Source organism: Ferdinandcohnia salidurans (assembly GCF_042680725.1).
Classification (GTDB): Bacteria; Bacillota; Bacilli; order Bacillales; family Bacillaceae_L; genus Ferdinandcohnia; species Ferdinandcohnia salidurans.
Genome location: NZ_JBHUEK010000014.1, coordinates 1 through 24,123 on the forward strand (window position 1 = coordinate 1; position 24,123 = coordinate 24,123).

The 24,123-nt window shown below is 38.2% G+C and carries 29 protein-coding genes; 28 read left to right on the forward strand and 1 reads right to left on the reverse strand.

Annotation, left to right across the window (positions count from 1 at the left end; genetic code table 11):
• Positions 1–417: 417 nt before the first annotated feature.
• The 11 genes from ACFSFW_RS09725 (at position 418) to rsmI (ending at position 8,223) form a co-directional block, all read left to right on the forward strand.
• A complete protein-coding gene (locus ACFSFW_RS09725; protein ID WP_388037551.1) occupies positions 418–636 on the forward strand; it encodes a sigma factor G inhibitor Gin in 219 nt (72 codons plus the stop codon).
• A 185-nt stretch (positions 637–821) separates the two neighbouring features.
• Positions 822–2,255, forward strand: a complete 1,434-nt coding sequence (locus ACFSFW_RS09730) for an aminotransferase class I/II-fold pyridoxal phosphate-dependent enzyme (RefSeq protein ID WP_388037553.1) — start codon at positions 822–824, stop codon at positions 2,253–2,255.
• Positions 2,256–2,270: 15 nt separating this feature from the next.
• Positions 2,271–2,903: a dTMP kinase gene (tmk, locus tag ACFSFW_RS09735; protein ID WP_388037556.1), complete on the forward strand. Its 633-nt coding sequence runs from the start codon at positions 2,271–2,273 to the stop codon at positions 2,901–2,903.
• Between the two features lie 165 nt (positions 2,904–3,068).
• Positions 3,069–3,398, forward strand: a complete 330-nt coding sequence (darA, locus tag ACFSFW_RS09740) for a cyclic di-AMP receptor DarA (protein WP_099353538.1) — start codon at positions 3,069–3,071, stop codon at positions 3,396–3,398.
• A gap of 212 nt (positions 3,399–3,610) precedes the next feature.
• Complete coding sequence (locus ACFSFW_RS09745) at positions 3,611–4,051, forward strand: YaaR family protein (protein WP_304220205.1); 441 nt, start codon at positions 3,611–3,613, stop codon at positions 4,049–4,051.
• An 18-nt stretch (positions 4,052–4,069) separates the two neighbouring features.
• Positions 4,070–5,074, forward strand: coding sequence for a DNA polymerase III subunit delta' (holB, locus tag ACFSFW_RS09750; protein WP_304220206.1), 1,005 nt, complete (start codon positions 4,070–4,072; stop codon positions 5,072–5,074).
• The gene (ricT, locus tag ACFSFW_RS09755; RefSeq protein WP_304220207.1) at positions 5,067–5,894 is read left to right on the forward strand and encodes a competence/sporulation regulator complex protein RicT; all 828 of its coding nucleotides are present in this window, start codon (positions 5,067–5,069) and stop codon (positions 5,892–5,894) included. The genes holB and ricT overlap by 8 nt, the downstream gene beginning before the upstream one ends.
• 13 nt (positions 5,895–5,907) lie before the next feature.
• Positions 5,908–6,261, forward strand: coding sequence for a DNA replication initiation control protein YabA (yabA, locus tag ACFSFW_RS09760; protein WP_099353535.1), 354 nt, complete (start codon positions 5,908–5,910; stop codon positions 6,259–6,261).
• Between the two features lie 91 nt (positions 6,262–6,352).
• Positions 6,353–7,096 (forward strand): tRNA1(Val) (adenine(37)-N6)-methyltransferase, encoded by a 744-nt coding sequence (locus ACFSFW_RS09765; protein ID WP_388037562.1) that lies wholly within the window; start codon positions 6,353–6,355, stop codon positions 7,094–7,096.
• Entirely contained in the window at positions 7,083–7,382 is a 300-nt protein-coding gene (locus tag ACFSFW_RS09770; RefSeq protein WP_304220209.1) for a GIY-YIG nuclease family protein, read from the forward strand. Before ACFSFW_RS09765 ends, ACFSFW_RS09770 begins: the two co-directional genes overlap by 14 nt.
• Positions 7,348–8,223, forward strand: coding sequence for a 16S rRNA (cytidine(1402)-2'-O)-methyltransferase (rsmI, locus tag ACFSFW_RS09775; protein ID WP_388037567.1), 876 nt, complete (start codon positions 7,348–7,350; stop codon positions 8,221–8,223). The genes ACFSFW_RS09770 and rsmI overlap by 35 nt, the downstream gene beginning before the upstream one ends.
• Before the next feature lie 46 nt (positions 8,224–8,269).
• Here rsmI and abrB read toward each other — a convergent pair whose 3' ends face one another.
• Complete coding sequence (abrB, locus tag ACFSFW_RS09780; RefSeq protein WP_121449317.1) at positions 8,270–8,554, reverse strand: transition state genes transcriptional regulator AbrB; 285 nt, start codon at positions 8,552–8,554, stop codon at positions 8,270–8,272.
• A gap of 476 nt (positions 8,555–9,030) precedes the next feature.
• Here abrB and metG point away from each other — a divergent pair, with 476 nt between their 5' ends.
• From metG to fin, 17 genes are all read left to right on the forward strand, one after another.
• Positions 9,031–10,980, forward strand: coding sequence for a methionine--tRNA ligase (gene metG / locus ACFSFW_RS09785; RefSeq protein ID WP_304220211.1), 1,950 nt, complete (start codon positions 9,031–9,033; stop codon positions 10,978–10,980).
• Positions 10,981–11,036: 56 nt separating this feature from the next.
• Positions 11,037–11,804 (forward strand): TatD family hydrolase, encoded by a 768-nt coding sequence (locus ACFSFW_RS09790; RefSeq protein ID WP_388037572.1) that lies wholly within the window; start codon positions 11,037–11,039, stop codon positions 11,802–11,804.
• A 224-nt stretch (positions 11,805–12,028) separates the two neighbouring features.
• Complete coding sequence (locus ACFSFW_RS09795) at positions 12,029–13,225, forward strand: resuscitation-promoting factor (RefSeq protein WP_304220212.1); 1,197 nt, start codon at positions 12,029–12,031, stop codon at positions 13,223–13,225.
• A gap of 249 nt (positions 13,226–13,474) precedes the next feature.
• Entirely contained in the window at positions 13,475–14,038 is a 564-nt protein-coding gene (gene rnmV, locus ACFSFW_RS09800) for a ribonuclease M5 (protein ID WP_388037576.1), read from the forward strand.
• Entirely contained in the window at positions 13,992–14,924 is a 933-nt protein-coding gene (gene rsmA, locus ACFSFW_RS09805; protein WP_388037579.1) for a 16S rRNA (adenine(1518)-N(6)/adenine(1519)-N(6))-dimethyltransferase RsmA, read from the forward strand. The genes rnmV and rsmA overlap by 47 nt, the downstream gene beginning before the upstream one ends.
• Before the next feature lie 125 nt (positions 14,925–15,049).
• Complete coding sequence (gene yabG / locus ACFSFW_RS09810; protein WP_304220215.1) at positions 15,050–15,934, forward strand: sporulation peptidase YabG; 885 nt, start codon at positions 15,050–15,052, stop codon at positions 15,932–15,934.
• A gap of 245 nt (positions 15,935–16,179) precedes the next feature.
• On the forward strand, positions 16,180–16,449 hold the full coding sequence (veg, locus tag ACFSFW_RS09815; protein ID WP_077620147.1) for a biofilm formation stimulator Veg: 270 nt from the start codon (positions 16,180–16,182) through the stop codon (positions 16,447–16,449).
• 163 nt (positions 16,450–16,612) lie between these two features.
• A complete protein-coding gene (locus ACFSFW_RS09820; RefSeq protein WP_099353524.1) occupies positions 16,613–16,798 on the forward strand; it encodes a small, acid-soluble spore protein, alpha/beta type in 186 nt (61 codons plus the stop codon).
• Between the two features lie 180 nt (positions 16,799–16,978).
• A complete protein-coding gene (ispE, locus tag ACFSFW_RS09825) occupies positions 16,979–17,848 on the forward strand; it encodes a 4-(cytidine 5'-diphospho)-2-C-methyl-D-erythritol kinase (RefSeq protein ID WP_304220240.1) in 870 nt (289 codons plus the stop codon).
• 54 nt (positions 17,849–17,902) lie between these two features.
• The gene (purR, locus tag ACFSFW_RS09830) at positions 17,903–18,763 is read left to right on the forward strand and encodes a pur operon repressor (RefSeq protein WP_099353522.1); all 861 of its coding nucleotides are present in this window, start codon (positions 17,903–17,905) and stop codon (positions 18,761–18,763) included.
• The gene (locus ACFSFW_RS09835) at positions 18,760–19,134 is read left to right on the forward strand and encodes a RidA family protein (RefSeq protein ID WP_099353521.1); all 375 of its coding nucleotides are present in this window, start codon (positions 18,760–18,762) and stop codon (positions 19,132–19,134) included. Before purR ends, ACFSFW_RS09835 begins: the two co-directional genes overlap by 4 nt.
• Positions 19,135–19,277: 143 nt before the next feature.
• Positions 19,278–19,568 carry a septation regulator SpoVG gene (gene spoVG / locus ACFSFW_RS09840; protein ID WP_010285377.1) on the forward strand — a complete coding sequence of 97 codons (291 nt, stop codon included), beginning with the start codon at positions 19,278–19,280 and terminating at the stop codon, positions 19,566–19,568.
• A 305-nt stretch (positions 19,569–19,873) separates the two neighbouring features.
• Positions 19,874–21,253, forward strand: a complete 1,380-nt coding sequence (glmU, locus tag ACFSFW_RS09845; protein ID WP_388037590.1) for a bifunctional UDP-N-acetylglucosamine diphosphorylase/glucosamine-1-phosphate N-acetyltransferase GlmU — start codon at positions 19,874–19,876, stop codon at positions 21,251–21,253.
• Between the two features lie 17 nt (positions 21,254–21,270).
• Positions 21,271–22,224 (forward strand): ribose-phosphate diphosphokinase, encoded by a 954-nt coding sequence (locus tag ACFSFW_RS09850; RefSeq protein ID WP_099364142.1) that lies wholly within the window; start codon positions 21,271–21,273, stop codon positions 22,222–22,224.
• A gap of 94 nt (positions 22,225–22,318) precedes the next feature.
• Entirely contained in the window at positions 22,319–22,966 is a 648-nt protein-coding gene (locus ACFSFW_RS09855; protein WP_388037594.1) for a 50S ribosomal protein L25/general stress protein Ctc, read from the forward strand.
• A gap of 63 nt (positions 22,967–23,029) precedes the next feature.
• Positions 23,030–23,593 carry an aminoacyl-tRNA hydrolase gene (gene pth, locus ACFSFW_RS09860; protein ID WP_304220219.1) on the forward strand — a complete coding sequence of 188 codons (564 nt, stop codon included), beginning with the start codon at positions 23,030–23,032 and terminating at the stop codon, positions 23,591–23,593.
• 287 nt (positions 23,594–23,880) lie between these two features.
• A complete protein-coding gene (gene fin, locus ACFSFW_RS09865; RefSeq protein ID WP_099353516.1) occupies positions 23,881–24,111 on the forward strand; it encodes an anti-sigma-F factor Fin in 231 nt (76 codons plus the stop codon).
• Positions 24,112–24,123 lie beyond the last annotated feature (12 nt).

Consider the following 24,123-nt stretch of genomic DNA (forward strand, 5'->3'; position numbering starts at 1 on the left):
CGATATAACACGAGATCGAGAAACGATAAATACTATACCGGAAACAGCTTAAACGGTATATCACCAGCCCGAGAAACAATAAGTGGTATACCGCAAACAGCTTAAACGGTATATCGCCATATCGAGAAACAATAAGTGCTATACCACAAAGCAGTTAATCATACCCTTTTGGAGATTGTGTTGGAGGAAATGGGAACGTAAAAGACTGATACGTGCCCATATAAAGCTCTGAACAGGTTAAATAGTAACGAATGCTCCGTAGATTACTCCTTTTTAGAATGCATTCAAACTTTTTAAACTAAGACATACACAAACTAGCTCCCTTTCTTCATAGATTACTAAATAAACTCAATTAGAACTGTTCGTTATTTTTATAATTGTGTATACATTTTAGCGAGTCCGGACAAAATAGGAAGTATGGAGGTGGAGGCAGTGAGTACACTTGCAAATAGGAATCATTATGGGGAAACGTGTATTATATGTGAGCAAGAGAAAAAGAGAGGCATACACCTTTATACAAGATTCATTTGTTTGGATTGTGAGCAAGATATGGTTCGTACGGAAACAAATGATCCGAAGTACCAATTTTACTTAGACCAGCTTAAAAAGGTTTCGACACCTGAGATATATTCATAGTTTTAATGTGTCTTGCAAGCTTGTAAAACAGGTGATTACAATTTGCCTGGCACATTTTATGACAATAAAACTTGGAATTGGCTTTTGCGTTAGGTGCAATCCCAAGTTCTTGCTTAGGACCTAGTGGTATAGGTCCCTTTTTTGTTTTATAATAAGTAAATTACATAAGAAAGGTCTCTATAATTATGAATCAACAACAAACGCCATTGTTTGATGCCTTAGATCGTCATGCGAGAAGGAAGCCTCAATCGATGCATGTTCCAGGACATAAATATGGACAAGTATTCTCGAATAAGGGGTATTCCTATTTTCATAAAGTGTTAGAAATTGATGCAACTGAACTAACAGGGCTTGATGACCTACATCATCCGGAAGGTGTCATACTAGAAAGTGAAGCATTATTAGCTGATTTATATGGAGTGGAGAAAAGCTATTTTTTAGTGAATGGATCTACCGTTGGAAATTTAGCGATGATACTTGCAGCATGTTCACCCGAGGATACTGTTTTAGTTCAGAGAAATTCACATAAGTCCATTTTGAATGGCTTAAAGTTGGCAGGAGTTCGGCCTGTTTTTGCTCAACCTACATATGATGATGAAGTTCAAGTTGCCTCGTTTATTTCCTTTAATACAGTAAAAGAGGCATTTAGGATGTTTCCGAATATAAAAGCTATAATTTTAACCAGTCCTAACTATTATGGAATGGTGAATCAAACTGAACTATCCCAGATTATTTGTTTTGCCCATGAAAAAGGGGCGGTAGTTCTGATTGATGAAGCGCATGGAGCCCATTTTGTGTTAGAAGGGTTTCCTTCATCGGCAATATCTTTAGGGGCTGACATCGTGGTGCATTCGGCACACAAGACTCTTCCGGCGATGACAATGGGATCTTTCCTACACGTGAATAGTGAGATCATTAAGCCTGGAGAGGTAGAAACATATCTTCAACTATTGCAGTCTAGCAGCCCATCTTATCCAATTATGGCATCGCTGGACCTTGCGAGGCATTATCTTGCATTACAAAAAAGGAATGGTTCGAATAAGAACATTAAACAAATCAAAGAGTTCAGCCAAAGGCTAGAGGAGATTCCGCAAATAAAAGTCGTCACTTCAGCCAATCCAGATGTCGAAACAGATTTGTTAAAGCTAACGGTGCAATCTCAATGTGAGCTTAATGGATTTCAACTCCAAAGTGCCTTTGAAGAAGAAGGACTCTTTACGGAAATGGCTGATCCTAACAATGTCTTGCTTGTGTTGCCTTTATCAGAGGCATTTGATGCCGATGGGGCCTTCTTAAAAATAAGAAATGCTGTACAAAAGTATACACCAATTAAAAAGACTATTATTGATGTGCATCATGAAACGGAGATAATTTCTACCCTTGCTCTTTGCTATAATGAAATTAAAGGGTACAATAAAAAGGTTGTTTCCTTTCAAGATGCACTTGGAAACATTTCCGGAGAAATGATTATACCGTATCCCCCTGGAATACCTGTCCTTATGGAAGGCGAACGTGTCACTAAACGACACATTGAAATTCTAAATACCTATACTGAGGCTGGTTCACATTTCCAAGGTGGAGATATGAAAGAAAAATATATAAAGATATTAGAGATGTAAGGGGCTTGAATCGAAGTGGCTGGTTATTTTATTACGTTTGAAGGGCCTGAGGGTGCAGGTAAAACAACTGTATTAGGAATCCTCCAGGAGAAGTTTACTCGAAAAGGGTATGATGTCATTTCCACCAGAGAACCAGGTGGAATTGATATAGCAGAGCAAATCCGTTCCGTTATTCTAGATAAAAATAATATACAAATGGATGGGCGTACAGAAGCACTTTTATATGCGGCTTCGCGTCGTCAACATTTAGTGGAGAAAGTCATACCTGCATTAGAACAAGGAAAAATTGTTTTATGTGATCGCTTTGTTGATAGTTCACTAGCCTATCAAGGGTATGCACGCGGACTTGGAATCGATGAAGTTTTATCTATTAATGAATTTGCTATTAATGGGTTAATGCCGTCGTTAACACTTTTCTTTGATATTAAGCCTAAAAAGGGGTTAACAAGAATTGGAAAGAATGATGAAAGGGAGGTTAATCGACTTGACCTCGAGAATCTTTCTTTTCACCAAAAGGTTTATGATGGTTATTTAAAAGTTGCAGATCGTTTTAAGGATCGCTTTTATACCATAAATGCTGAGAATTCGCTTGATGTTGTGGCAAAGGAAGCATTTGAAATTATTGAAACGCATTTGAATAACAAGTAAATCCAATGAATTGCCTCAAAAGTCTGATGATTTTTGAGGTTTTTATTTTCGTTCTGGCTATACTTGTTATAGAATAAAGACAACATGGATATTCGCACAAATAGTTACCAAATTTCGTAATATGAAGGAACAAGTAAAAGTGATAAAATAAAGGGAGGCTAAACGATGAAGCTAGTCGTTGCAGTTGTGCAGGACAAAGACAGTAACCGTTTGTCACAAGCATTAGTCGAACATAATTTCCGAGCAACAAAGCTTGCTACAACAGGTGGTTTTCTAAAATCAGGTAATACTACGTTCCTTGTGGGAACGGAGGACATCCGTGTAAATAAATTATTAGACATTATTAAGGATAATTGCAAACATCGGGAGCAAATGATTGCACCTGTTTCACCAATGGGTGGAAATGCAGATTCCTTTGTTCCATTCCCTGTGAAGGTTGAAGTGGGTGGAGCTACAGTGTTTGTGTTGCCGATTGATGATTTTCACCAATTTTAACTTTATTAAGTGAGAGTACAGACTCCCACTTAATAAAGTTAAAGCCTCCGGCGGATGCCACGATTTTTCAATGGAAGTTTTTCGAGCAGTAAGATTAAAGACTAATAACGCCACCTCCTGTGGCAACGTCTTTATGACCCACTTCCTGTGGGCCTAAAAATCGGGCGCAAATACGCCAAGGCGTATTTGATAAGAGGTGTGACTATTAGTTCATGAAAATAAACCAGGATTTTCGCGTAAACATAGATAAGAATCAAACTAACCAATCCAATAAGGTATCGGGAAATGTGAACTTTAGTAAATTTGTCCATCAGGAAGAAAATAAACTTCAAATGGAGCAATTGACGAAGCTGCTTTCTCAAATTGACATGGCGGGGGAACGACTCTCTCGCTCTCAAACCTTTCAGGATTTGGCTTCCTATAAATCTCTTGTAAAGCGTTTTATCCATGAGGCCGTTGAATACGGAATGGATATAAAGCAGTCCCATAGTTGGAATTTTAATGGACAAGGGAGAACGCATAAACTTGTTGAGGAAATTGACAAGGAACTATTGGATTTAACCGAACAAATGGTTGACCAGGAAAGAGGGTCAATCGATATTCTTGGAAAAGTTGGATTTATTAAAGGATTATTAATCAACTTGTATACGTGATTGAAAGAGTGATGTATGGTGGAAAAAACATGGGAACAACTTCAGGAATATCAGCCACTGGTCTTAAAGATGGTTGAAAATAGTCTCAAGAAGAACAGAGTGGCCCATGCTTATTTATTTGAGGGAAGCCGAGGTACAGGTAAAAAGGAAGTCGGCTTTCTTTTGGCAAAAAGTCTTTTCTGTCAGCATCCTGTTGAGTACAAACCTTGTAATGAATGTACGAATTGCCGCAGAATTACATCGGGCAACCATCCCGATGTTCATGTCATCGAGCCAGATGGTCTATCGATTAAAAAATGGCAGATTCAAGCGTTACAAGAAGAGTTTTCAAAAACGGGTGTGGAATCAAATCGTAAAGTTTATGTAATTAACCATGCTGATAAAATGACAACAAATGCTGCAAATAGTTTGCTCAAATTCCTTGAAGAGCCGACAAGCCAAACAGTGGCCATCTTGCTAACTGAGCAGATCCATCGGATTTTAAATACGATTTTGTCTAGATGTCAAATTTTATCATTTCGGCCTCTTGCTCCAAAGGTAATTTCTGAGCGACTCATTGATGAAGGGATCTCTCCTACTATGGCTTCGCTTGTTGCTCATACAACGAATAATTTGGAAGAGGCACGTGAGTTAAGCACGGATGCTTGGTTTGGACAGTCCCGTTCAATAGTGTTACAATTATATGAAGTAATCAATACAAGGCCAACTCACGCTTTCTTTTTTTTGCAGGACCAATGGTTACCTCATTTTAAAGAGAAAGAGCAGCTTAGCTTTGGTTTAGATATATTATTGCTTATTTATAAAGATTTATTATATATACAGTTGGGTGATGAAGAGAAGCTTATCTTTCATGACCAGATTACTAGCTTTAAACAATATGCACTCAAGACGTCTACTAGACGTGTAAGTGATCAGATAGCAACGGTTTTAGAGGCGAAGCGTCGTCTATACACCAACATGAACCCACATTTATTAATGGAACAATTGGTAATAAAGTTACAGGAGGGATATAAGCTTGTATGATGTAGTTGGTGTACGCTTTAAAAAAGCGGGAAAAATATATTACTTTGACCCAAACGGTTTTACAATTCCTGACGGTGAATACGTCATTGTAGAAACGGTCAGAGGAATTGAGTTTGGTAAGGTTGTCATAAATAAAAAACAAGTCGATGAAAATGACATCGTACTTCCGTTAAAAAAGGTCATCCGTATTGCGGATTCTAAGGATAAATTAATTGTAGAGGAAAATAAACAAGCTGCTACAGAGGCGTATAATGTGTGTCAAGGCAAGGTAGTTGAACACAGCCTTGATATGAAGCTTGTTGATGTTGAATATACGTTTGATAGAAATAAAGTGATCTTCTATTTTACAGCAGATGGACGAGTTGATTTCCGAGAGTTAGTGAAAGATTTAGCGGCAATCTTCCGTACGAGAATCGAATTAAGGCAAATAGGGGTACGTGATGAAGCCAAGATGCTTGGTGGAATTGGTCCATGTGGAAGAATGCTTTGTTGCTCGACCTTCTTAGGGGATTTTGAGCCTGTTTCAATCAAAATGGCGAAAGATCAAAATCTGTCACTGAACCCTACTAAAATATCAGGTTTATGCGGCCGATTAATGTGCTGTCTAAAATACGAGAACGATGAGTATGAAAGTGCAAAAGAGCAGCTTCCAGACCTTGGCGAAATGATTGAAACAGCTAGTGGTAAAGCGAAGGTTGTCGGGCTCAATATTTTAGAACGAGTATTACAGCTAGAAATAGTAGGTCGTGAACGTGTTGTTGAATATACGTGGGAGGAACTACAGAAAGAAGGAGCGATTTCGATTCAAGCCACAGAATAACGAGGTGGAATGCGTGGACAAAAAAGATATTTTTGAATCTGTTAGTAGTATGGAGAAACAAATTGGCAATCTGTATACTCAACTAGGAGAATTGAAAGAACATCTTGGGCAATTACTTGAAGAGAATCATAATTTGAAAATGGAGAATGACCTTTTACGTCGTCGACTTGATCAATCCATTTCAAAGAAAAAAGAAGAAAAAGCTGACAAGGCTTTACAAGAAGCAAAGCAAGTTGATATTGGTGAGGGATATGATAATTTAGCAAGACTCTATCAGGAAGGTTTCCATATTTGCAATGTTCATTATGGAAGTGTCCGTACTGAGGGTGACTGTTTATTTTGTCTCTCCTTTTTAAATAAGAAGTAGGTCCTTTCCTAAATAGGAGAGGGCTTTTTCATTTTCAAACAATACGTTTATAATAATAGTTAGATAATCATAGGGAAGGAAACGGAATGCAATGGTTCAATTATACGATGATGAGAGATTAGATCATTTATTAGCGGAAAACTTGAGAATCATCCAAAGCCCATCTGCTTTTGCTTTTTCATTGGATACAGTACTTTTAGCTCGTTTTGTATATGTGCCCATTCAAAAAGGAAAAATCATTGATCTATGTACAGGTAATGGAGTTATTCCACTGCTACTAAGTAGACGGTCAAAAGCAGAAATTACCGGTGTTGAAATTCAAGAGCGCATTTATGACATGGCCAAACGAAGTATTGAATACAATGAGCTTTCTACCCAACTTTCGGTCATTCACGGTGATATTAAGGACATGCCTGATCAGCTAGGTCAAGGAAAGTTTGATGTGGTAACCTGCAACCCGCCATATTTTCCAACATCAAAGGCGGATGAAATGAATCAAAATGAATACCTTAAGATTGCTCGCCATGAAATTTATTGCACATTAGAGGATGTCATTCGTGTTAGTAGCCAATTGGTCAAGCAAGGAGGAAAGGTTGCATTCGTCCATCGACCAGGCAGATTAATGGATATCCTTACCTTAATGAGACAATATCAAATAGAGCCAAAACGCTTGCAATTTGTTTATCCGAGACTTGGTAAAGAAGCAAATACAATTTTGGTTGAAGGGATTAAGTTTGGAAATCCAGACCTGAAAATTTTACCGCCTCTATATGTATACGATGAGCAGAATGAGTATACAAAAGAGATAAGGAAGATTCTCTATGGGGACGAATAATCATTATTTCTATGTTGTAGAGTGCAAGGATGGAAGCCTTTATGCAGGATATACAACTAATGTTGAGGAACGTTTGAAAAAGCACAACGAAGGTAAAGGGGCCAAATATACAAGAGGAAGGGGTCCCATTACCCTCTTGTTTTCTCAGGAATTTGAAACGAAGGAAGAAGCAATGCGTGCAGAATATAGATTTAAACGACTGAAGCGGCCTGAGAAAGAACGGTTGCTTGCTATGGAAAGTGGGGAGCGATATGTGGCAGCAAAAAAGCTTTCAACCAAATTATGAATATGGAACGTTATATCTCGTTCCGACCCCGATTGGGAACTTGGAAGATATGACTTTTCGAGCGATTAAAACGTTGAAAGAATCAGCAGTTATTGCGGCTGAGGATACAAGGCAAACAAGGAAACTTTGCAATCACTTTGAAATTGAAACACCGGTTATAAGTTATCATGAACATAATAAAAAGGTGAGTGGCGAAAAAATACTTTCGCTCCTGCGTGATGGTAAAGATGTGGCAATTGTAAGTGATGCCGGAATGCCGACAATTTCTGATCCGGGCTATGAGTTAGTTGTAGAAGCCGTTCAGGAGAAGATGTATGTCGTTCCTCTACCAGGTGCAAATGCGGCATTAACATCATTAATAGCCTCGGGACTTGGTACACAACCCTTTTATTTTTATGGATTTTTAGACCGTAATAAGAAGACGAAACGAAAACAATTGGAGAGTTTAGTACATATCCAAGCGACACTGCTTTTTTATGAAGCTCCACATCGTTTAAAAGAAACACTAAAGATTATGAGAGAGATACTTGGAAATCGTAAAGTGACAGTTTCTCGTGAATTAACCAAGAAATTTGAGGAGTTTATACGTGGTGATTTAGACGAAATTCTTACTTGGTCGGAAGAGGATACCGTTCGAGGTGAATTCTGTCTTGTTGTAGAAGGAGCGCAGCAAGGTGAAGAAGAGGTTTTGGAGGCATGGTGGGAAGAGCTAACGATTGAACATCATGTCAATCATTATGTTGAGACTGAGTCCATGACAACGAAGGAAGCCATTAAACAAGTTGCAAAAGATCGAAATCAGCAAAAGAGAGAAATTTACCAAGAATACCATGGTTTATAGAATAGAAAAAAGCTTCTCAAATCGAGAAGCTTTTCGTCTATCATTATTATTTTACAACTGTTAGATTGTTTTGAAGTTCTTTAAGAATTTGTTCTGCACCTTCACGGCTAAGAACAATCTTGCCATTAGCAAGTGTGAAATTATCATCTGAAATTTCACCAGTTACTTGACAAGTCATATTTGGCTTGTATTTCTTTAAAATAATTCTGTCGTCGTCAACATAAATTTCTAGCGCATCTTTTTCAGCGATGTCTAATGTACGACGAAGCTCGATAGGGATAACCACACGACCTAATTCATCAACTTTACGAACAATACCTGTAGATTTCATTTCTTTTTTCTCCTCTCAATATTTTATTATTTATCTCTCTATATCGTCAATTTTCGACAAATTGATTTCTAGATAATAATATCAAGATTTCCATTTAACGTCAATCATTTTTAACTACAATTCTTTTAAAATATGTATAATAATGGTACATGTGTCCTATAACATCGGGCTTTTATAAAAACCCTAACTTACTTAATCTACTGTTTTATGGAAAAATGCTGTACTATAATAAAGGGAAAAATGGTAATTCAATTCGACAAAATTCTACAAAATTCATGTTGTTTTTGTCGAATAGTTTCCTTTTTAATTTGCTTACATATCTATGTAAATACGAAAATTTGGGATTTTTTTTCTCTCCAAGGAGCAGGGGCTACAGGCGCTTGCGCTTTTCTCGTGCTTTAGGTATATTTTGTAGATATAATAGGAATAGATGAATAGTATGTCTACACGTGTATTTGATAAGAGGAGGTTTAACGATGGCACAAGAAAATAAAACATTTTATTTAACTACACCCATTTATTATCCAAGTGGAAAATTACATATAGGACACGCATATACAACTGTAGCAGCAGATGCTATGGCTCGATATAAAAGACTACGTGGATATGATGTAATGTTTTTAACAGGAACCGACGAGCACGGTCAAAAAATTCAACGTTCCGCAGCTGAAAAAGGTGTTACCCCACAAGCGTATGTTGATGAGATTGTGTCAGGTATCCAAGAATTATGGCAAAAGCTTGAGATTTCTTATGATGATTTTATTCGTACTACGGAAGATCGTCATAAAAAGGTTGTCGAAAAGATTTTTGACCAACTTGTTAAACAAGGAGATATCTACCTTGATAAATACGAAGGCTGGTATTGTACACCTTGTGAATCTTTCTTTACGGAAAGACAATTAGCGGATGGAAATTGCCCTGACTGCGGCCGTCCAGTTGAAAAGGTAAAGGAAGAATCCTATTTCTTCAAAATGAGCAAATATGTAGATCGCTTGCTTCAGTATTATGAAGAGAATCCGGAGTTTATCCAACCTGAATCACGTAAAAATGAAATGATTAATAACTTTATTAAGCCTGGTCTTGAGGATTTGGCTGTATCAAGAACAACGTTTGATTGGGGTATTAAAGTACCAGGAGATCCAAAGCACGTCATCTATGTGTGGATCGATGCTTTATCAAACTATATCACGGCATTAGGTTATGGTACTGATGATGATACTAAATATCAAAAATATTGGCCTGCTGATGTTCATTTAGTAGGAAAAGAGATTGTTCGTTTCCATACGATCTACTGGCCAATTATGCTTATGGCATTAGACCTACCACTACCGAAAAAGGTATTTGCTCATGGTTGGTTATTAATGAAGGATGGAAAAATGTCAAAATCAAAAGGAAATGTTGTTGACCCGGTTACATTAATTGACCGTTATGGGCTTGACTCACTTCGTTATTATTTACTACGTGAGGTTCCTTTTGGTGCAGATGGTGTATTTACACCTGAAGGCTTTGTTGAAAGAATCAATTTTGACTTGGCAAATGACTTAGGAAACTTACTAAATCGTACTGTTGCGATGATCGGACGGTATTTTGATGGTACTATTCCAACCTATCAAGGTAATCAATCAGAATATGATACGCAGTTAGCGAATTTTGCTGTTGACACTGTTTCTAAATATGAAGACGCAATGGAAAAAATGGAGTTTTCTGTTGCGCTTACAGCTCTATGGCAGTTTATTAGTCGTACAAATAAGTATATTGATGAAACTCAGCCTTGGGTTGTCGCAAAGGATGAAGCGAAAAAGGATGAACTTGGTTCAATTATGAGTCACCTTGCAGAATCCCTTCGTTTTGCAGCAATTATGCTTGAGCCGTTTTTAATCAAAACTCCAGGTGAGATTTTTACACAACTTGGAATGAAAGACGAAGCATTAAAAACATGGGAAAGCATATCTGAGTTTGGAATTAAACAAGAAGGGCTTCAGGTTTCAAAAGGTGAGCCTATTTTCCCACGATTAGAAATTGCCGACGAAGTAGAATATATAAAAGCAAAAATGCAGGGTGGTACGAAAAAAGAAGAGCCTGTAAAAGAAGTGGAACAAGCCGAAGAAATTACGATTGAAGATTTTATGAAGGTAGAGCTACGTGTTGCAGAGGTGCTTCAAGTAGAGCCTGTCAAAAAAGCCGATAAGCTTTTAAAACTCCAATTAGACTTAGGCTTTGAAAAACGTCAGGTTGTTTCTGGTATTGCTCAATATTATACTCCTGAGGAGTTAGTAGGTAAGAAGGTAATTTGTGTAACAAATCTTAAACCTGTAAAATTACGTGGAGAATTATCACAAGGTATGATTTTAGCGGGGTCTGTTGATGGGAAGCTATCAGTCGCAACGATTGATCAAAGCCTACCAAATGGAGCTAAAGTAAAATAGCAAAAGGGGACAGAAAATTTCTGTCCCTTTTACATACGGAAAAAGGAGTTTTAACTATGTTAATTGATACACATGCTCATTTAAATGCGATACAGTATCAAGAAGATTTAGAAGAAGTTATTGAAAGAGCACAAAGTGAAGGTGTTGAAATAATTGTAGTCGTTGGGTTTGACCGTGAAACGATTACAAGAGCAATTGAATTAGCGGATACATATGAGTTTATTTACGCTACGGTGGGGTGGCACCCAGTGGATGCAATTGATATGACAGATGAAGACCTCAAATGGATTGAAGAACTTTGTTCCCATCCAAAGGTCGTAGCATTAGGTGAAATGGGTCTTGATTATTATTGGGACAAGTCGCCAAAAGACATTCAAAAAAAAGTCTTTCGTAAGCAAATTGCACTAGCAAAGAAAGTAAAGCTACCTATTATTATTCATAATCGAGAGGCAACTGCCGACATTATTGAAATATTAGAAGAAGAGAAGGCAAGTGAGGTCGGCGGCATTATGCACTGCTTTACTGGTAGTGTTGAAGTCGCAAAACAATGTATGGATATGAACTTTTACATGTCATTTGGTGGACCCGTTACCTTTAAAAATGCGAAAAAACCAAAAGAGGTAGCAGCTGAAATTCCATTAGATCGTCTATTAATTGAAACGGATTGTCCTTATTTAACACCACATCCATTTCGAGGAAAACGGAATGAACCAAGCTATGTGAAATATGTAGCAGAGCAAATTGCGGAGCTAAAAGGGGTCACTTTTGAGGAAATTGCCCAAAAAACATCCGACAATGCGAAGCGATTTTTCGGCATAAAATGATAGCAAATTTTGTCAAAAAATAGGATAGCTTGTCCAACAATAAGTTAATTAGAAAAAGTTCTACATGTCTCCTTTGTCTCATATATATCTTTGTCGACAACTAATTCTTCCTTTTTAAAAATTCTTCTTGCATAATATTTAGTACGGTGAATGAAAAAAGGGGTGGGGTTGACAGAATAAAAGATCCTTTATATAATCCACTGAGAGAAGGAGGCGTTTTTCATTTGCTTAAAAACATGAAAAAACTGTTTTCCGAGTCAAAGCACAAAAAGAGATTAATAGTCTCGATAAGTAGTTTTATAGTCTTAGTAGGTGCCGGCACAGGTTATGCTACATATGAAACTACAAAGGATACAGTTACACTATCATTAAATGGAAATGAGCAAGTTATAAGGACGCACGCAAACACGGTTGCAGAAGTTCTACAAGATTTAGAGATAGATGTCTCGAAACATGACGAGCTTTCACCATCAATGGATACGGCAATCAAGGATAATTTGAAAGTGACGTGGCAAGAGGCTATTCCGGTTGAGCTTGTAGTTGATAACCAACCACAAAAGGTCTGGACAACAGTCAAAACCGTGGGAGATCTTTTCAAAGACACTAAGGTAGAAATTTCAGAACACGATAAAGTCAATCCAAGTTTAGATACAAAGTTAAAAGAAGATATGAAAGTTGAAGTTGAAAAAGCATTTCAACTCACTTTAAATGACGGCGGTACCGAATCACAAGTTTGGTCCACTTCGACTACTGTCGCTGACTTTTTAAAAGGTCAAAATGTTACACTAAATGAATTGGATCGAGTAGAACCAGGAATGGAAGCACAGATTACAGCAAATAGTGTCGTCAATGTTGTACGAGTAGAAAAAGTCACCGATGTAGTGGAAGAATCAGTTGCCTTTGCAGTTGTTAAGAAAAAAGACAACAGCATTGATAAGGGCAAGCAAAAGGTTGTAAATCCTGGTCAAGAAGGTAAGCTTGCAAAGCACTACGAAGTCGTTCTTGAAAATGGAAAAGAAGTTTCAAGAGATCTTATCAAAACAGAAACCTTACAAGATAGTAAGGATAAAGTTGTAGCAGTCGGTACACGTGAAATTGTTCAACAGGTTTCCCGTGGTACAGGTAATGTTGCAAAAGAATTCTATGTTTCATCTACAGCATATACTGCGTATTGTAGTGGCTGTTCAGGAACAACTGCAACAGGAATTAACCTTCGTGCAAATCCAAATGTTAAGGTTATTGCGGTTGACCCTAGTATCATTCCTTTAGGTACAAAAGTGTATGTAGAAGGATATGGCTATGCAGTAGCTGGTGACAAGGGAACTGATATTAAAGGTTATAAAATTGATGTCTTTTTCTCGGAGAAATCTCAAGCTTTTCGTTGGGGCCAACGAAAGGTGAAAATTCAAATCTTAAATTAACTTGCAATGAACAGAGGAATATTCCTCTGTTTTTTTATGTCTGGCACATGGCACCATCGGCTCTCGAGGTCATAATCCAATCGCTTTGGAAGGTAAAGTACACCTTCTGTCAGCGCTTGTCTTATGCTTGTCGCCTAAAGCTGAGCGCCCTGTGCCTTTCTTTTTATGTCTATGTCTTTTTTGTTATAATTATGTAATATTTGTATCTATAATGTTAGACGAAATAAATCGAGAAAGGTTTCACTAAAAATGAAAATAAAAGAAATAATTGTTGTAGAAGGCAAAGATGATACCGTAGCGATCAAAAGAGCGGTTGATGCCGATACAATTGAGACAAACGGTTCAGCCGTTAATCAAGCTGTTTTAGAAACAATTAAACACGCTCAACAAGTAAGAGGAGTCATCGTGTTTACAGATCCAGACTACCCGGGGGAGAGAATCCGTAAAATTGTGGCGAATGCTGTTCCTGGATGTAAGCATGCTTTTTTGCCAAAGAAAGAAGCACTTGCGAAGTCAGGTAAAAAGGTAGGAGTTGAGCATGCTACCCCAGAGGCGATTAGAAAGGCCTTAGCAGAGGTTAAACAAGAGCGGGAAGACTTCTACACGGATATCGACTTAGACGCTCTGGTGGGGGCAGGATTGATAGGAGGAAGCAAGGCAAAAGAACGAAGAGAAAAGCTAGGCGTCCTTTTGAAAATTGGTTATACTAACGGAAAACAGCTGTATAAACGCCTGCAAATGTTCCAAATTACAAAAGAGGCATTTGATGAGGCTGTCGAAAAAGTACTACAGGGGGAAAGGCAAAGTGATTAAAGATATCGCCACACCTATAAGAACAAGAGCAATTTTAGAAAAGCATGGGTTTTCATTTAAGAAAAGCTTAGGACAAAACTTTTTAATTGATACAAATATTCTCCACCGCATAGTTGACCACGCTGAAATTACAGAGGAAACAGGTGCAATTGAAATTGGGCCAGGAATTGGGGCATTAACCGAACAGCTTGCTAAGCGGGCAAAAAAAGTGGTCGCATTTGAAATAGATGGTCGACTTTTGCCGATTTTAGCAGATACGTTATCTCCGTATCCAAATGTTGAGATTATCCATGAGGATGTATTAAAAGCAGACGTACAGTCTGTCATTCATGATAAAATGCAGGGAACTAGCGATATTATGGTAGTTGCCAACCTCCCTTATTATGTAACGACACCTATCATTATGAAACTTTTAACAGAAAACATCCCATTAAGAGGCATTGTTGTAATGCTGCAAAAAGAAGTAGCAGATCGGATTTCAGCTGTACCCGGTACAAAGGATTATAACTCACTATCAATTGCCATCCAGTATTATACCACCGCTGAAACTGTCATGACGGTCCCAAGAACCGTATTTGTTCCACAACCAAATGTAGACTCTGCCGTGATTCGTTTAATCAAAAGGAAGGAACCTCCGGTAAAGGTTGAAAATGAATCCTTCTTTTTTGATGTTGTTCGTGCTTCATTCGGGCAAAGAAGAAAGACGATTTTAAATAACTTAACGTCAAATCTTCCGAATGGCAAAGCTTTAAAAGAAGTAATAGAAGGATGTTTAGCTACTTCAAATATCGATCCAAAACGTCGCGGAGAAACATTATCGATCGAAGAATTCGGGCACTTGAGTAATGAATTGTATAAGATATTAGACAAAGGGCCTACTGAATAGTAGGTCTTTTTTTATATTGTTGGTTCTCCAACTTTCTTTCCTCTCACCACTTTTAGCTATTCTGCATAGGCTAACAAGTAGGTATCTCATAAGCGCAAATTACCTCGAAGTTGGAGTGGGTGAGGATGGAAATAAAAGTTGGTGATATTGTTGCAAGAAAATCATATCAGTTTGACTTGTTGTTTAAAGTAACAGAAATTACACATGATCAAACTGTTTATTTATTTGGTGAAGAAGTAAGGTTGATTGCAGATGCCCCATATGATGATTTAGTTCTAGTCGATGAGAACGAAAGACAGAAGAGACAACGGACAGATCGAGAAAAAGTGGATCATTCCTACCGTCTCTTTCGACAAGATTATCAGTTAATTAGACAAAAAAATGAATACCATGCGACAGGCGGGTATTCAAATGATACAGAGTTTTTTCAAATCCCAGGAAGAGTCCTCCATATTGATGGTGACCCCAATTACTTAAAAAAGTGCCTGGCTTTATATGAAAAAATAGGGGTTCCTGTTTATGGAGTCCACTGTCATGAAAAGGAAATGCCAGACAGGATTGATGAACTACTTGATAAATATAGACCTGACATACTTGTGATAACTGGGCATGATGCATATTCAAAGTCAAAGGGAAAGGTTACCGAACTAAAGGCATATCGGCATTCGCGTCATTTTGCTCAAACAGTTCGACAGGCAAGAAAAAGAGTTCCGCATTTAGATCAACTCGTTATTTTTGCAGGTGCATGTCAGTCCCACTTCGAGTCTTTGATAAGAGCGGGTGCAAATTATGCAAGTTCACCTTCAAGAGTCAATATACATGCTCTAGACCCTGTATATATCGTTGCAAAAATTTGCTTTACTCCTTTTGATGAAAGAATTAATGTATGGGATGTTCTGCGGAATACATTAACAGGAGAAAAGGGCCTTGGAGGGATAGAAACGAAGGGTGTATTACGAACGGGTATGCCTTACCAAAAACTAGTGGATGAAGAAGAAGGGGATCTCTAACGTGTTACGCTAGAGATTCCCTTTGGTATTTTATTACATATACCAACAATTGAAAAATATGTCGATGAAAGAAATCTTGATTTTTATACATATTAGCTACACTTTTGAACATACTATCGGTTGTGCACTAAGAAAAATGTAGGAAAATATATATTGACAAGTATTTTGTATCATTGTTATAATTTTAGTTTTGTTTGACGTTTTAAGATTTATTTGGTATACTTAGAATAGTGAGGTGAAGTGAAATGGGAAAAACTTTGCTTGATATCAAAAGGTCTTTAGATACAAATTTAGGCAAGAGGCTTACTTTAAAGGCGAACGGTGGTCGTAGAAAGACAATCGAGCGCTCGGGAGTGCTCGCTGAAACGTACCCCTCTGTATTTGTAATTGAACTAGACCAGGACGAGAACTCGTTTGAGCGAGTATCATACAGCTATGCTGATATCCTTACAGAAACCGTTCAATTAACATTCTTTGATGAGACATCTGGGAACATTGCTATAAGTGGGCAGTAGACATTGTGTTTGCTGCTTTTTATTTTGTCTAAAACGTGGTGCTTTTCTAAAAAAAGTGCCACGTTTTTTGTTTAAAAAAGAATTAATAGGATAAATTGTTACTATAATTAACCCTTGTTTTTCTAATACTAAGGTTGTCGTAGGTAGAAAGGGGTTGTAGTTATTGGGAAGACGTAGAGGAATTATGTCGGAAACCTTTAAAGAAGAGTTAGCAAAAGAACTTGGTTTTTATGACACTGTAAAGAATGAAGGTTGGGGTGCAATTCGTTCACGTGATGCCGGCAATATGGTAAAACGGGCAATTGAAATTGGACAACAACAGCTTGCTAAAAAGGGAAAAAACCAGTAAAACAGTTTCTTGAACTACGACGCCGGAGCAGATTCGCTTCGGCTTTCTTTATATAAGAATAAGGTCATTATGAACGATTTACATAAAAAACAGCGCAGACAGCATGACATCACTGTTTTACGATGTTTACTTTATGGTACAATGTCAATATTGAATTTTACGTTTAAAGCAGGTGTTTTCATGAAATTATTAGTTAAGGCCCCGGCAAAGATCAATTTAGCGCTCGATGTATTGCATAAGCGGCAGGATGGTTATCATGAGGTGCGGATGATCATGACTACCATCGATCTATCGGACAGGCTTGAATTATCCGATTATGAGGGGGATGAAATTAAGGTCGTTTCCCATAATCGTTTTGTACCGGATGACAGCCGTAACCTCGCTTATCAGGCTGCAAGCCTACTGAAAAAGCGATTCGGTGTAAAAAAGGGCGTCGTCATTTCGATTACAAAATCCATTCCAGTAGCTGCAGGGCTCGCTGGTGGAAGCAGTGATGCAGCCGCAACGCTAAGGGGACTAAATAAATTTTGGAACCTTGGTCTTAGTTTAGACGAACTAGCATCGATCGGTGCTGAAATTGGCTCTGATGTGTCCTTTTGCGTTTATGGTGGGACAGCCCTTGCGACTGGCAGAGGTGAAATTATAACAGAATTACCTGCACCTCCACATTGTTGGGTCATTTTAGCAAAACCAACAATAGGGGTCTCAACAGCAGATGTTTATCGGAACCTTTCAATTGATCAAATCAATCATCCAGATGTGGATGGGATGATTCGAGCAATTGAGATGAAGGACTTTGGCGGGATTTGCGATCGTGTCGGTAATGTATTAGAAGATGTAACTCTAAAGCTCCATCCAGAAGTAGCAAACATTAAGGATCAAATGAAACGGTTTGGTGCGGATGCGGTATTAATGAGTGGAAGTGGACCTACTGTTTTTGGGCTTGTTCAAAGAGAATCTAGAATGCAGCGGATTTATAATGGATTGCGTGGCTTTTGTGACCAGGTTTATGCAGTTAGATTGCTTGGTGAGCGAAATAAGGTTGAATAAAAACGTATATTAATGGTATATTATCTATAAAATATTCGGTTTTTGGAGGCGGCCATGAAATTTAGACGGAGTAGTAGACTTGTTGATATGACAAATCACTTGCTTTTACATCCACAGCACCTTGTTTCTCTTTCTTATTTTGCTGAAAAATATGATTCTGCTAAATCCTCAATTAGTGAGGATCTAGCTATTATCAAGCAAACGTTTGAGCAGCAAGGAATTGGAACATTGATAACAGTGGCTGGAGCTGCTGGAGGGGTAAAATTTATTCCAATGGTCGGGGAAGAAGAAGCAAGTGAGGTTGTTGAGGAACTTTGTAAGGTGATAGCAAATCCAGATAGGCTTCTTCCAGGTGGGTATTTGTACCTTACTGATATACTTGGAGACCCGAGAATTGTTAATAAAATCGGGAAAATCTTTGCTTCTATATATTCAAATCATGAGATTGATATTGTCATGACTGTTGCAACAAAGGGAATTCCGTTGGCATACGCAGTTGCCTCATATCTAGATGTTCCAGTTGTAATTGTAAGACATGACAATCGAGTGACTGAAGGCTCTACTGTGAGTATTAATTATGTATCCGGATCTACAAAGCGGATACAGACAATGGTATTGGCTAAGCGGAGTTTGAAGGAAGGAGCAAATGTCCTTATTATCGATGACTTTATGAAAGCTGGTGGAACTGTGAAGGGAATGGTTAGTATCCTTGAAGAGTTCAATGCAAACGTTAAAGGAATCGGTGTCCTGGTTGAATCGGAAGGTGTCGAAGAGAGACTAGTGGATGAGTACATATCCTTAGTAAAACTTACAGAAGTTGATGTGAAAGAAAAACAAATTAAAGTTGCTGTTGGAAATTATGAATCATACCTACGACAAGTAGAAATTGAAGATGAAATGGGGGAAGAAGAATGAGGCAGGTACAAACGGATCAAGCACCAGCTGCAATTGGACCATATTCACAAGGAATTATTGTAAACAATATGTTTTTTAGTTCAGGGCAAATCCCCCTAACGCCAGCTGGTGAGCTAGTAAGTGGAGGAATAAAAGAACAAACGGTACAGGTTTTTAAGAATCTGCAAGCTGTTTTAGCTGAAGCGGGCGCATCCTTAGACACAGTTGTTAAAGCTACTGTATTTATTAAAAATATGGATGACTTTGCTGAACTAAATGAAATTTATGGGGAATTCTTTGCTGGGCATAAACCAGCCCGCTCTACTGTTGAAGTTGCAAGACTCCCTAAAGATGTTTTGGTAGAAATTGAGGTAATCGCACTCGTAAAATAATAGCGTTTCTCACTAACATTCTGTTCATTCACAAAAAAGTATGAATCTTTTTAAAAAAATATTTAATATTTAGCAGGAGATTCCGATTTTTCGTTGAATATGAATAACTAAGTTTTTATATAGTCAAGAAGGTGGTGAACAGAATGGAAGTGACAGACGTTAGATTACGCCGCGTTAATACTGAAGGTAGAATGAGAGCGATTGCATCAATTACGTTAGACCATGAATTTGTTGTTCATGACATTCGTGTAATCGATGGCAACAATGGTTTATTTGTTGCAATGCCGAGCAAACGTACTCCAGATGGCGAGTTTCGCGATATCGCTCATCCAATTAACTCAAGTACTCGTGGAAAGATTCAAGATGCTGTACTGGCTGAGTATCACCGTTTAGGTGAAGTAGAGGTTGAGTTTGAAGAAGCGGGAGCATCATAAAATAAAAATTTATAACATCGAAGAGCCTACATACACGATAGGCTCTTTTTCTTTCCCTCCTTATCCCCAATACACTTTTTCCAGTTAAAAAAACATGTATTTCTTTAGTTTTCTTGAAAATGGTCTCTTTTTAAGATATATTCGAAATGGATAAAAAGGTTTAACTTTATGCAATCGATGATTCTATAAAGTTAAAGCCTCCGGCGGAGACATGCGATTTTCAAAGGTAAATTTTCGAGCGGGCTCGAAAATCTGGGCGCAAATTCACCGAGGCGAATTTGATTAGGTTAATTGGAGGCCTGAACATGACAAAACGATATGGCGTAATTTTGGCCGCAGGGCAAGGAACGCGCATGAAATCTAAGCTTTATAAGGTTCTACACCCTGTATGTGGAAAACCAATGGTACAGCATGTAGTAGATCAACTTTCAACATTATCCTTACAAAAACTTGTGACAATAGTTGGACACGGAGCAGAAAAAGTAAAATCACAAATTGGAGATAAAAGTGAATACGCCCTTCAAGAAGAGCAATTAGGTACAGCGCACGCTGTTATGCAGGCAGCAGACCACTTAGCGAACGAAAAGGGAGTAACATTAGTTGTTTGTGGAGATACTCCGCTTATAACAGCAGATACGATGGAGGCGTTACTAAAACAGCATGAAGATGCTGGCGCTAAAGCAACAATCCTAACAGCTGTGGCTTCGGAGCCAACAGGTTATGGGAGAATTGTCCGTAATGCAGAAGGACATGTGGAGCGTATCGTAGAACACAAAGATGCAACAGAAGAAGAACGAACAATTACCGAAATTAATACGGGTACATATTGTTTTGATAATGAAGCACTATTTGAAGCGCTTTCGAATGTATCTAATGACAATGTACAGGGCGAATATTATCTTCCAGATGTCATTGAAATTTTGAAAAATAAGGGCGAAATCGTATCTGCATTCCAAACAGCTTCATTCGAAGAGACACTTGGAGTGAATGACCGTTATGCCTTGTCTCAGGCAGAAAAACTAATGAAACAAAGAATCAATAAACAGCACATGGTGAATGGTGTTACCATTATCGATCCGGACAATACGTACATTTCATCAGATGCTAAAATTGGTACAGACACTGTTTTACATCCTGGAACTATGATTATTGGGGATGTTGAAATTGGTTCGGACTGTGAAATTGGTCCAAATTCAGAAATAAAGAATTGTAAGATTGGTGAACGTACAGTTATCCGCCATTCAGTTGCACATGATAGTAGTATTGGAAATGATGTCGCAATCGGACCGTTTGCGCATATCCGTCCAGCATCACAAATTAGTGACAAAGTTAAAGTTGGAAACTTTGTTGAGCTGAAAAAAGCTGTTTTTGGTGAAGGAAGTAAAGTATCTCACTTAAGCTATATTGGAGACGCTGAGGTTGGTACAAATGTAAACATTGGATGTGGCTCTATCACTGTCAACTATGACGGAAAAAATAAATTCTTAACAAAGATCGAAGACAATGCATTTATTGGATGTAATTCAAATTTAGTGGCTCCAGTTACAGTTGGCGAAGGAGCATATGTTGCGGCTGGTTCAACGATTACAAGTGAAGTTCCTAGCAACGCCCTTTCAATAGCAAGAGCTCGTCAAGTTAATAAAGAGAATTATGTAGAGATCTTAAATCAAAAGAAAAATTCCTAATGGAGGTCAGTAAGATCATGCCTAATGAATACCGTGACTCAAGTTTAAAGGTATTTTCGTTGAATTCGAATGCACCTTTGGCTGAAGAAATCGCTAAGTCAATTGGTGTTGAGCTTGGGAAATGCTCTGTAACACGTTTTAGCGATGGAGAAATCCAAATTAACATCGAAGAAAGTATTCGTGGATGCGATGTTTTTGTCATTCAATCAACGAGTGCTCCTGTAAATGAGCATATCATGGAAGTATTAATTATGATTGATGCACTAAGACGTGCTTCTGCAAAGACGATAAATATTGTCATGCCGTATTACGGGTATGCAAGACAAGACCGTAAAGCACGTGCACGTGAACCAATCACTGCAAAGTTAATTGCAAATCTGTTAGAAACAGCAGGTGCTGATCGCGTTATTACGTTAGATCTTCATGCACCGCAAATTCAAGGCTTTTTTGATATCTTAATTGACCACCTAATGGGCGTGCCAATTCTATCCGACTATTTCAAAGCCAAAAATCTTGAAGACATTGTTATCGTATCTCCAGACCATGGTGGGGTTACACGTACACGTAAAATGGCAGATCGTCTAAAAGCTCCAATCGCGATTATAGATAAGCGCCGCCCAAGACCAAATGTGGCAGAAGTGATGAATATCGTCGGTAATATTGAAGGAAAAACGGCAATCTTGATTGATGATATTATTGACACAGCAGGGACAATTACTTTAGCAGCAAATGCACTTGTTGAAAATGGTGCTTCTGAAGTATATGCATGTTGTACACACCCTGTATTATCAGGACCAGCAATCGAACGTATTCAAAATTCAAAAATCAAAGAATTGGTTGTAACCAATACTATTTTATTACCAGAAGAGAAGAAGATCAGTAAAATCAAGGAGCTTTCTGTAGCTCCACTAATCGGTGAAGCAATAGTACGTGTTCACGAGCAACAATCAGTGAGCACACTATTTGATTAAGAAAGCTCCCTTACTTTTAAAAAAGAAGGTTTACTTCATCATCTTTAGGGGAAATTTAGTAATATGACTAAATCTTCCAAGGATGGTGTATAGAATGTCTGTAGTTTTAGAAGCGACAGAACGAGTAAAGGATAAAAATTCCACATTAACAAAGATTAGACAAGCTGGAAACATCCCAGCAGTCTTAAATGGGCCGAATCAAAGTCAACCCATTTATGTAAATAGTGCAGACTTTTTAAAAACGATTCGCACCACTGGTCGTAATGGAATTATCAAACTTGCAATTGAAAATAACCAGCATTCCGTTATGCTACAAGAACTTCAAACAGACCCAATAAAAAGTGAAATCATTCATGCGGATTTCCAAATCGTAAACATGTCAACAGAAGTGACAGTTGATGTGAATATTAATTTAGTTGGGGAAGCGTCTGGAGTGAAGGATGGCGGAGTGCTTCAGCAGTCCATCCATTCAGTGTCCATTTCTGCACTTCCAACCGATATTCCACAAACAATTGATGTGGATGTGTCAAACGTAGAGGTTGGGGATGTTGTTAAGGTAGAGGACATTGATACAAAAGGTAAATTTACAATCAACCAAGATACTTCACAGGTTGTGGCTTCTGTTCTTGCACCACGACAGGAAGAAGAGATTAGCACAGGCGAAGAGCAAGAGCCTGGCGAACCTGAAAACCTAGAGGGTAGAGAAACCAATGAATCTGCTGAAGCAACTGAAGAAGGCTAAAGAAAAAGGTTGGACGTAACCAAAACGGTTACGTCCTTTTGCCATAACAAGGTGGGGGAAAAAATGAAGTTGATAGTAGGGTTAGGAAATCCTGGTAGGCAATACGAAGAGACAAGACATAACGTTGGGTTTAAGGTTATTGATGAGCTTTCAGATCAATTACATATACCGCTAGATAAGGCAAAATTCAACGGAGTATTTGGTCAAGGCATGGTGAATGGGGAGAAAGTTCTACTTTTAAAACCTCTTACATATATGAATTTATCGGGAGAAAGTATCAGGCCACTCATGGATTATTATGATATTCTAGTTGAAGATATACTTGTTGTATATGACGAACTTGACATACCCGTAGGAAAAATAAGACTGCGCGAAAAGGGGAGTGCTGGGGGCCATAATGGAATGAAATCCATTATTCAGCATTTAGGCACTCAGGAATTTAAGCGTATCCGAATTGGAATCAATCGCCCGACAAACGGCATGAAGATAGCTGATTATGTCTTAGGTCGTTTTCCAGCTGAGGAGTTGCAGGATATTAAAGATGCAATACAAAAGTCTGCGGAAGCTGCAGAAAAATGGGTGTCAACATCATTTTTACAAGTAATGAATGAATTTAATGCAAAGTAATGTAGTATGATAAACTATATTCAGTGGGGTTCACCCCCTCTGAATATAGTTTAAGCCTCCGGCGGATGCCACGATTTTTCAAAGGAAGTTTTTCGAGCAGTAAGATCAAAGACTAAGAACGCCACTTCCTGTGGCAACGTCTTTGTGACCCACCTCGTATGGGCCTAAAAATCGGGCACAAATACGCCAAGGCGTATTTGATTAAGTGGCAGTGAATAAAGAATCCCAACGCGGTTTATACTAGAATGTGTAAACTATGTACGTATCCGTAAAAGAGGAGGATTCTTATGTCACTACACTACCATTGTCGACATTGTGGCGTGAAGGTTGGAAGTATTGATAACCTATCCCTACATAGTGAGAGTCTTGGGTTTCATCAATTAACAGACCAAGAACGACAAGAGATGATATCATACGAATCAAATGGCGACATTCATGTAAAGACAATATGTGAAGATTGTCAGGAAGCGTTGCAACGGAATCCTGATTTTCATCAATATGAGTCATTTATTCAATAAGAGGAAAAGCTT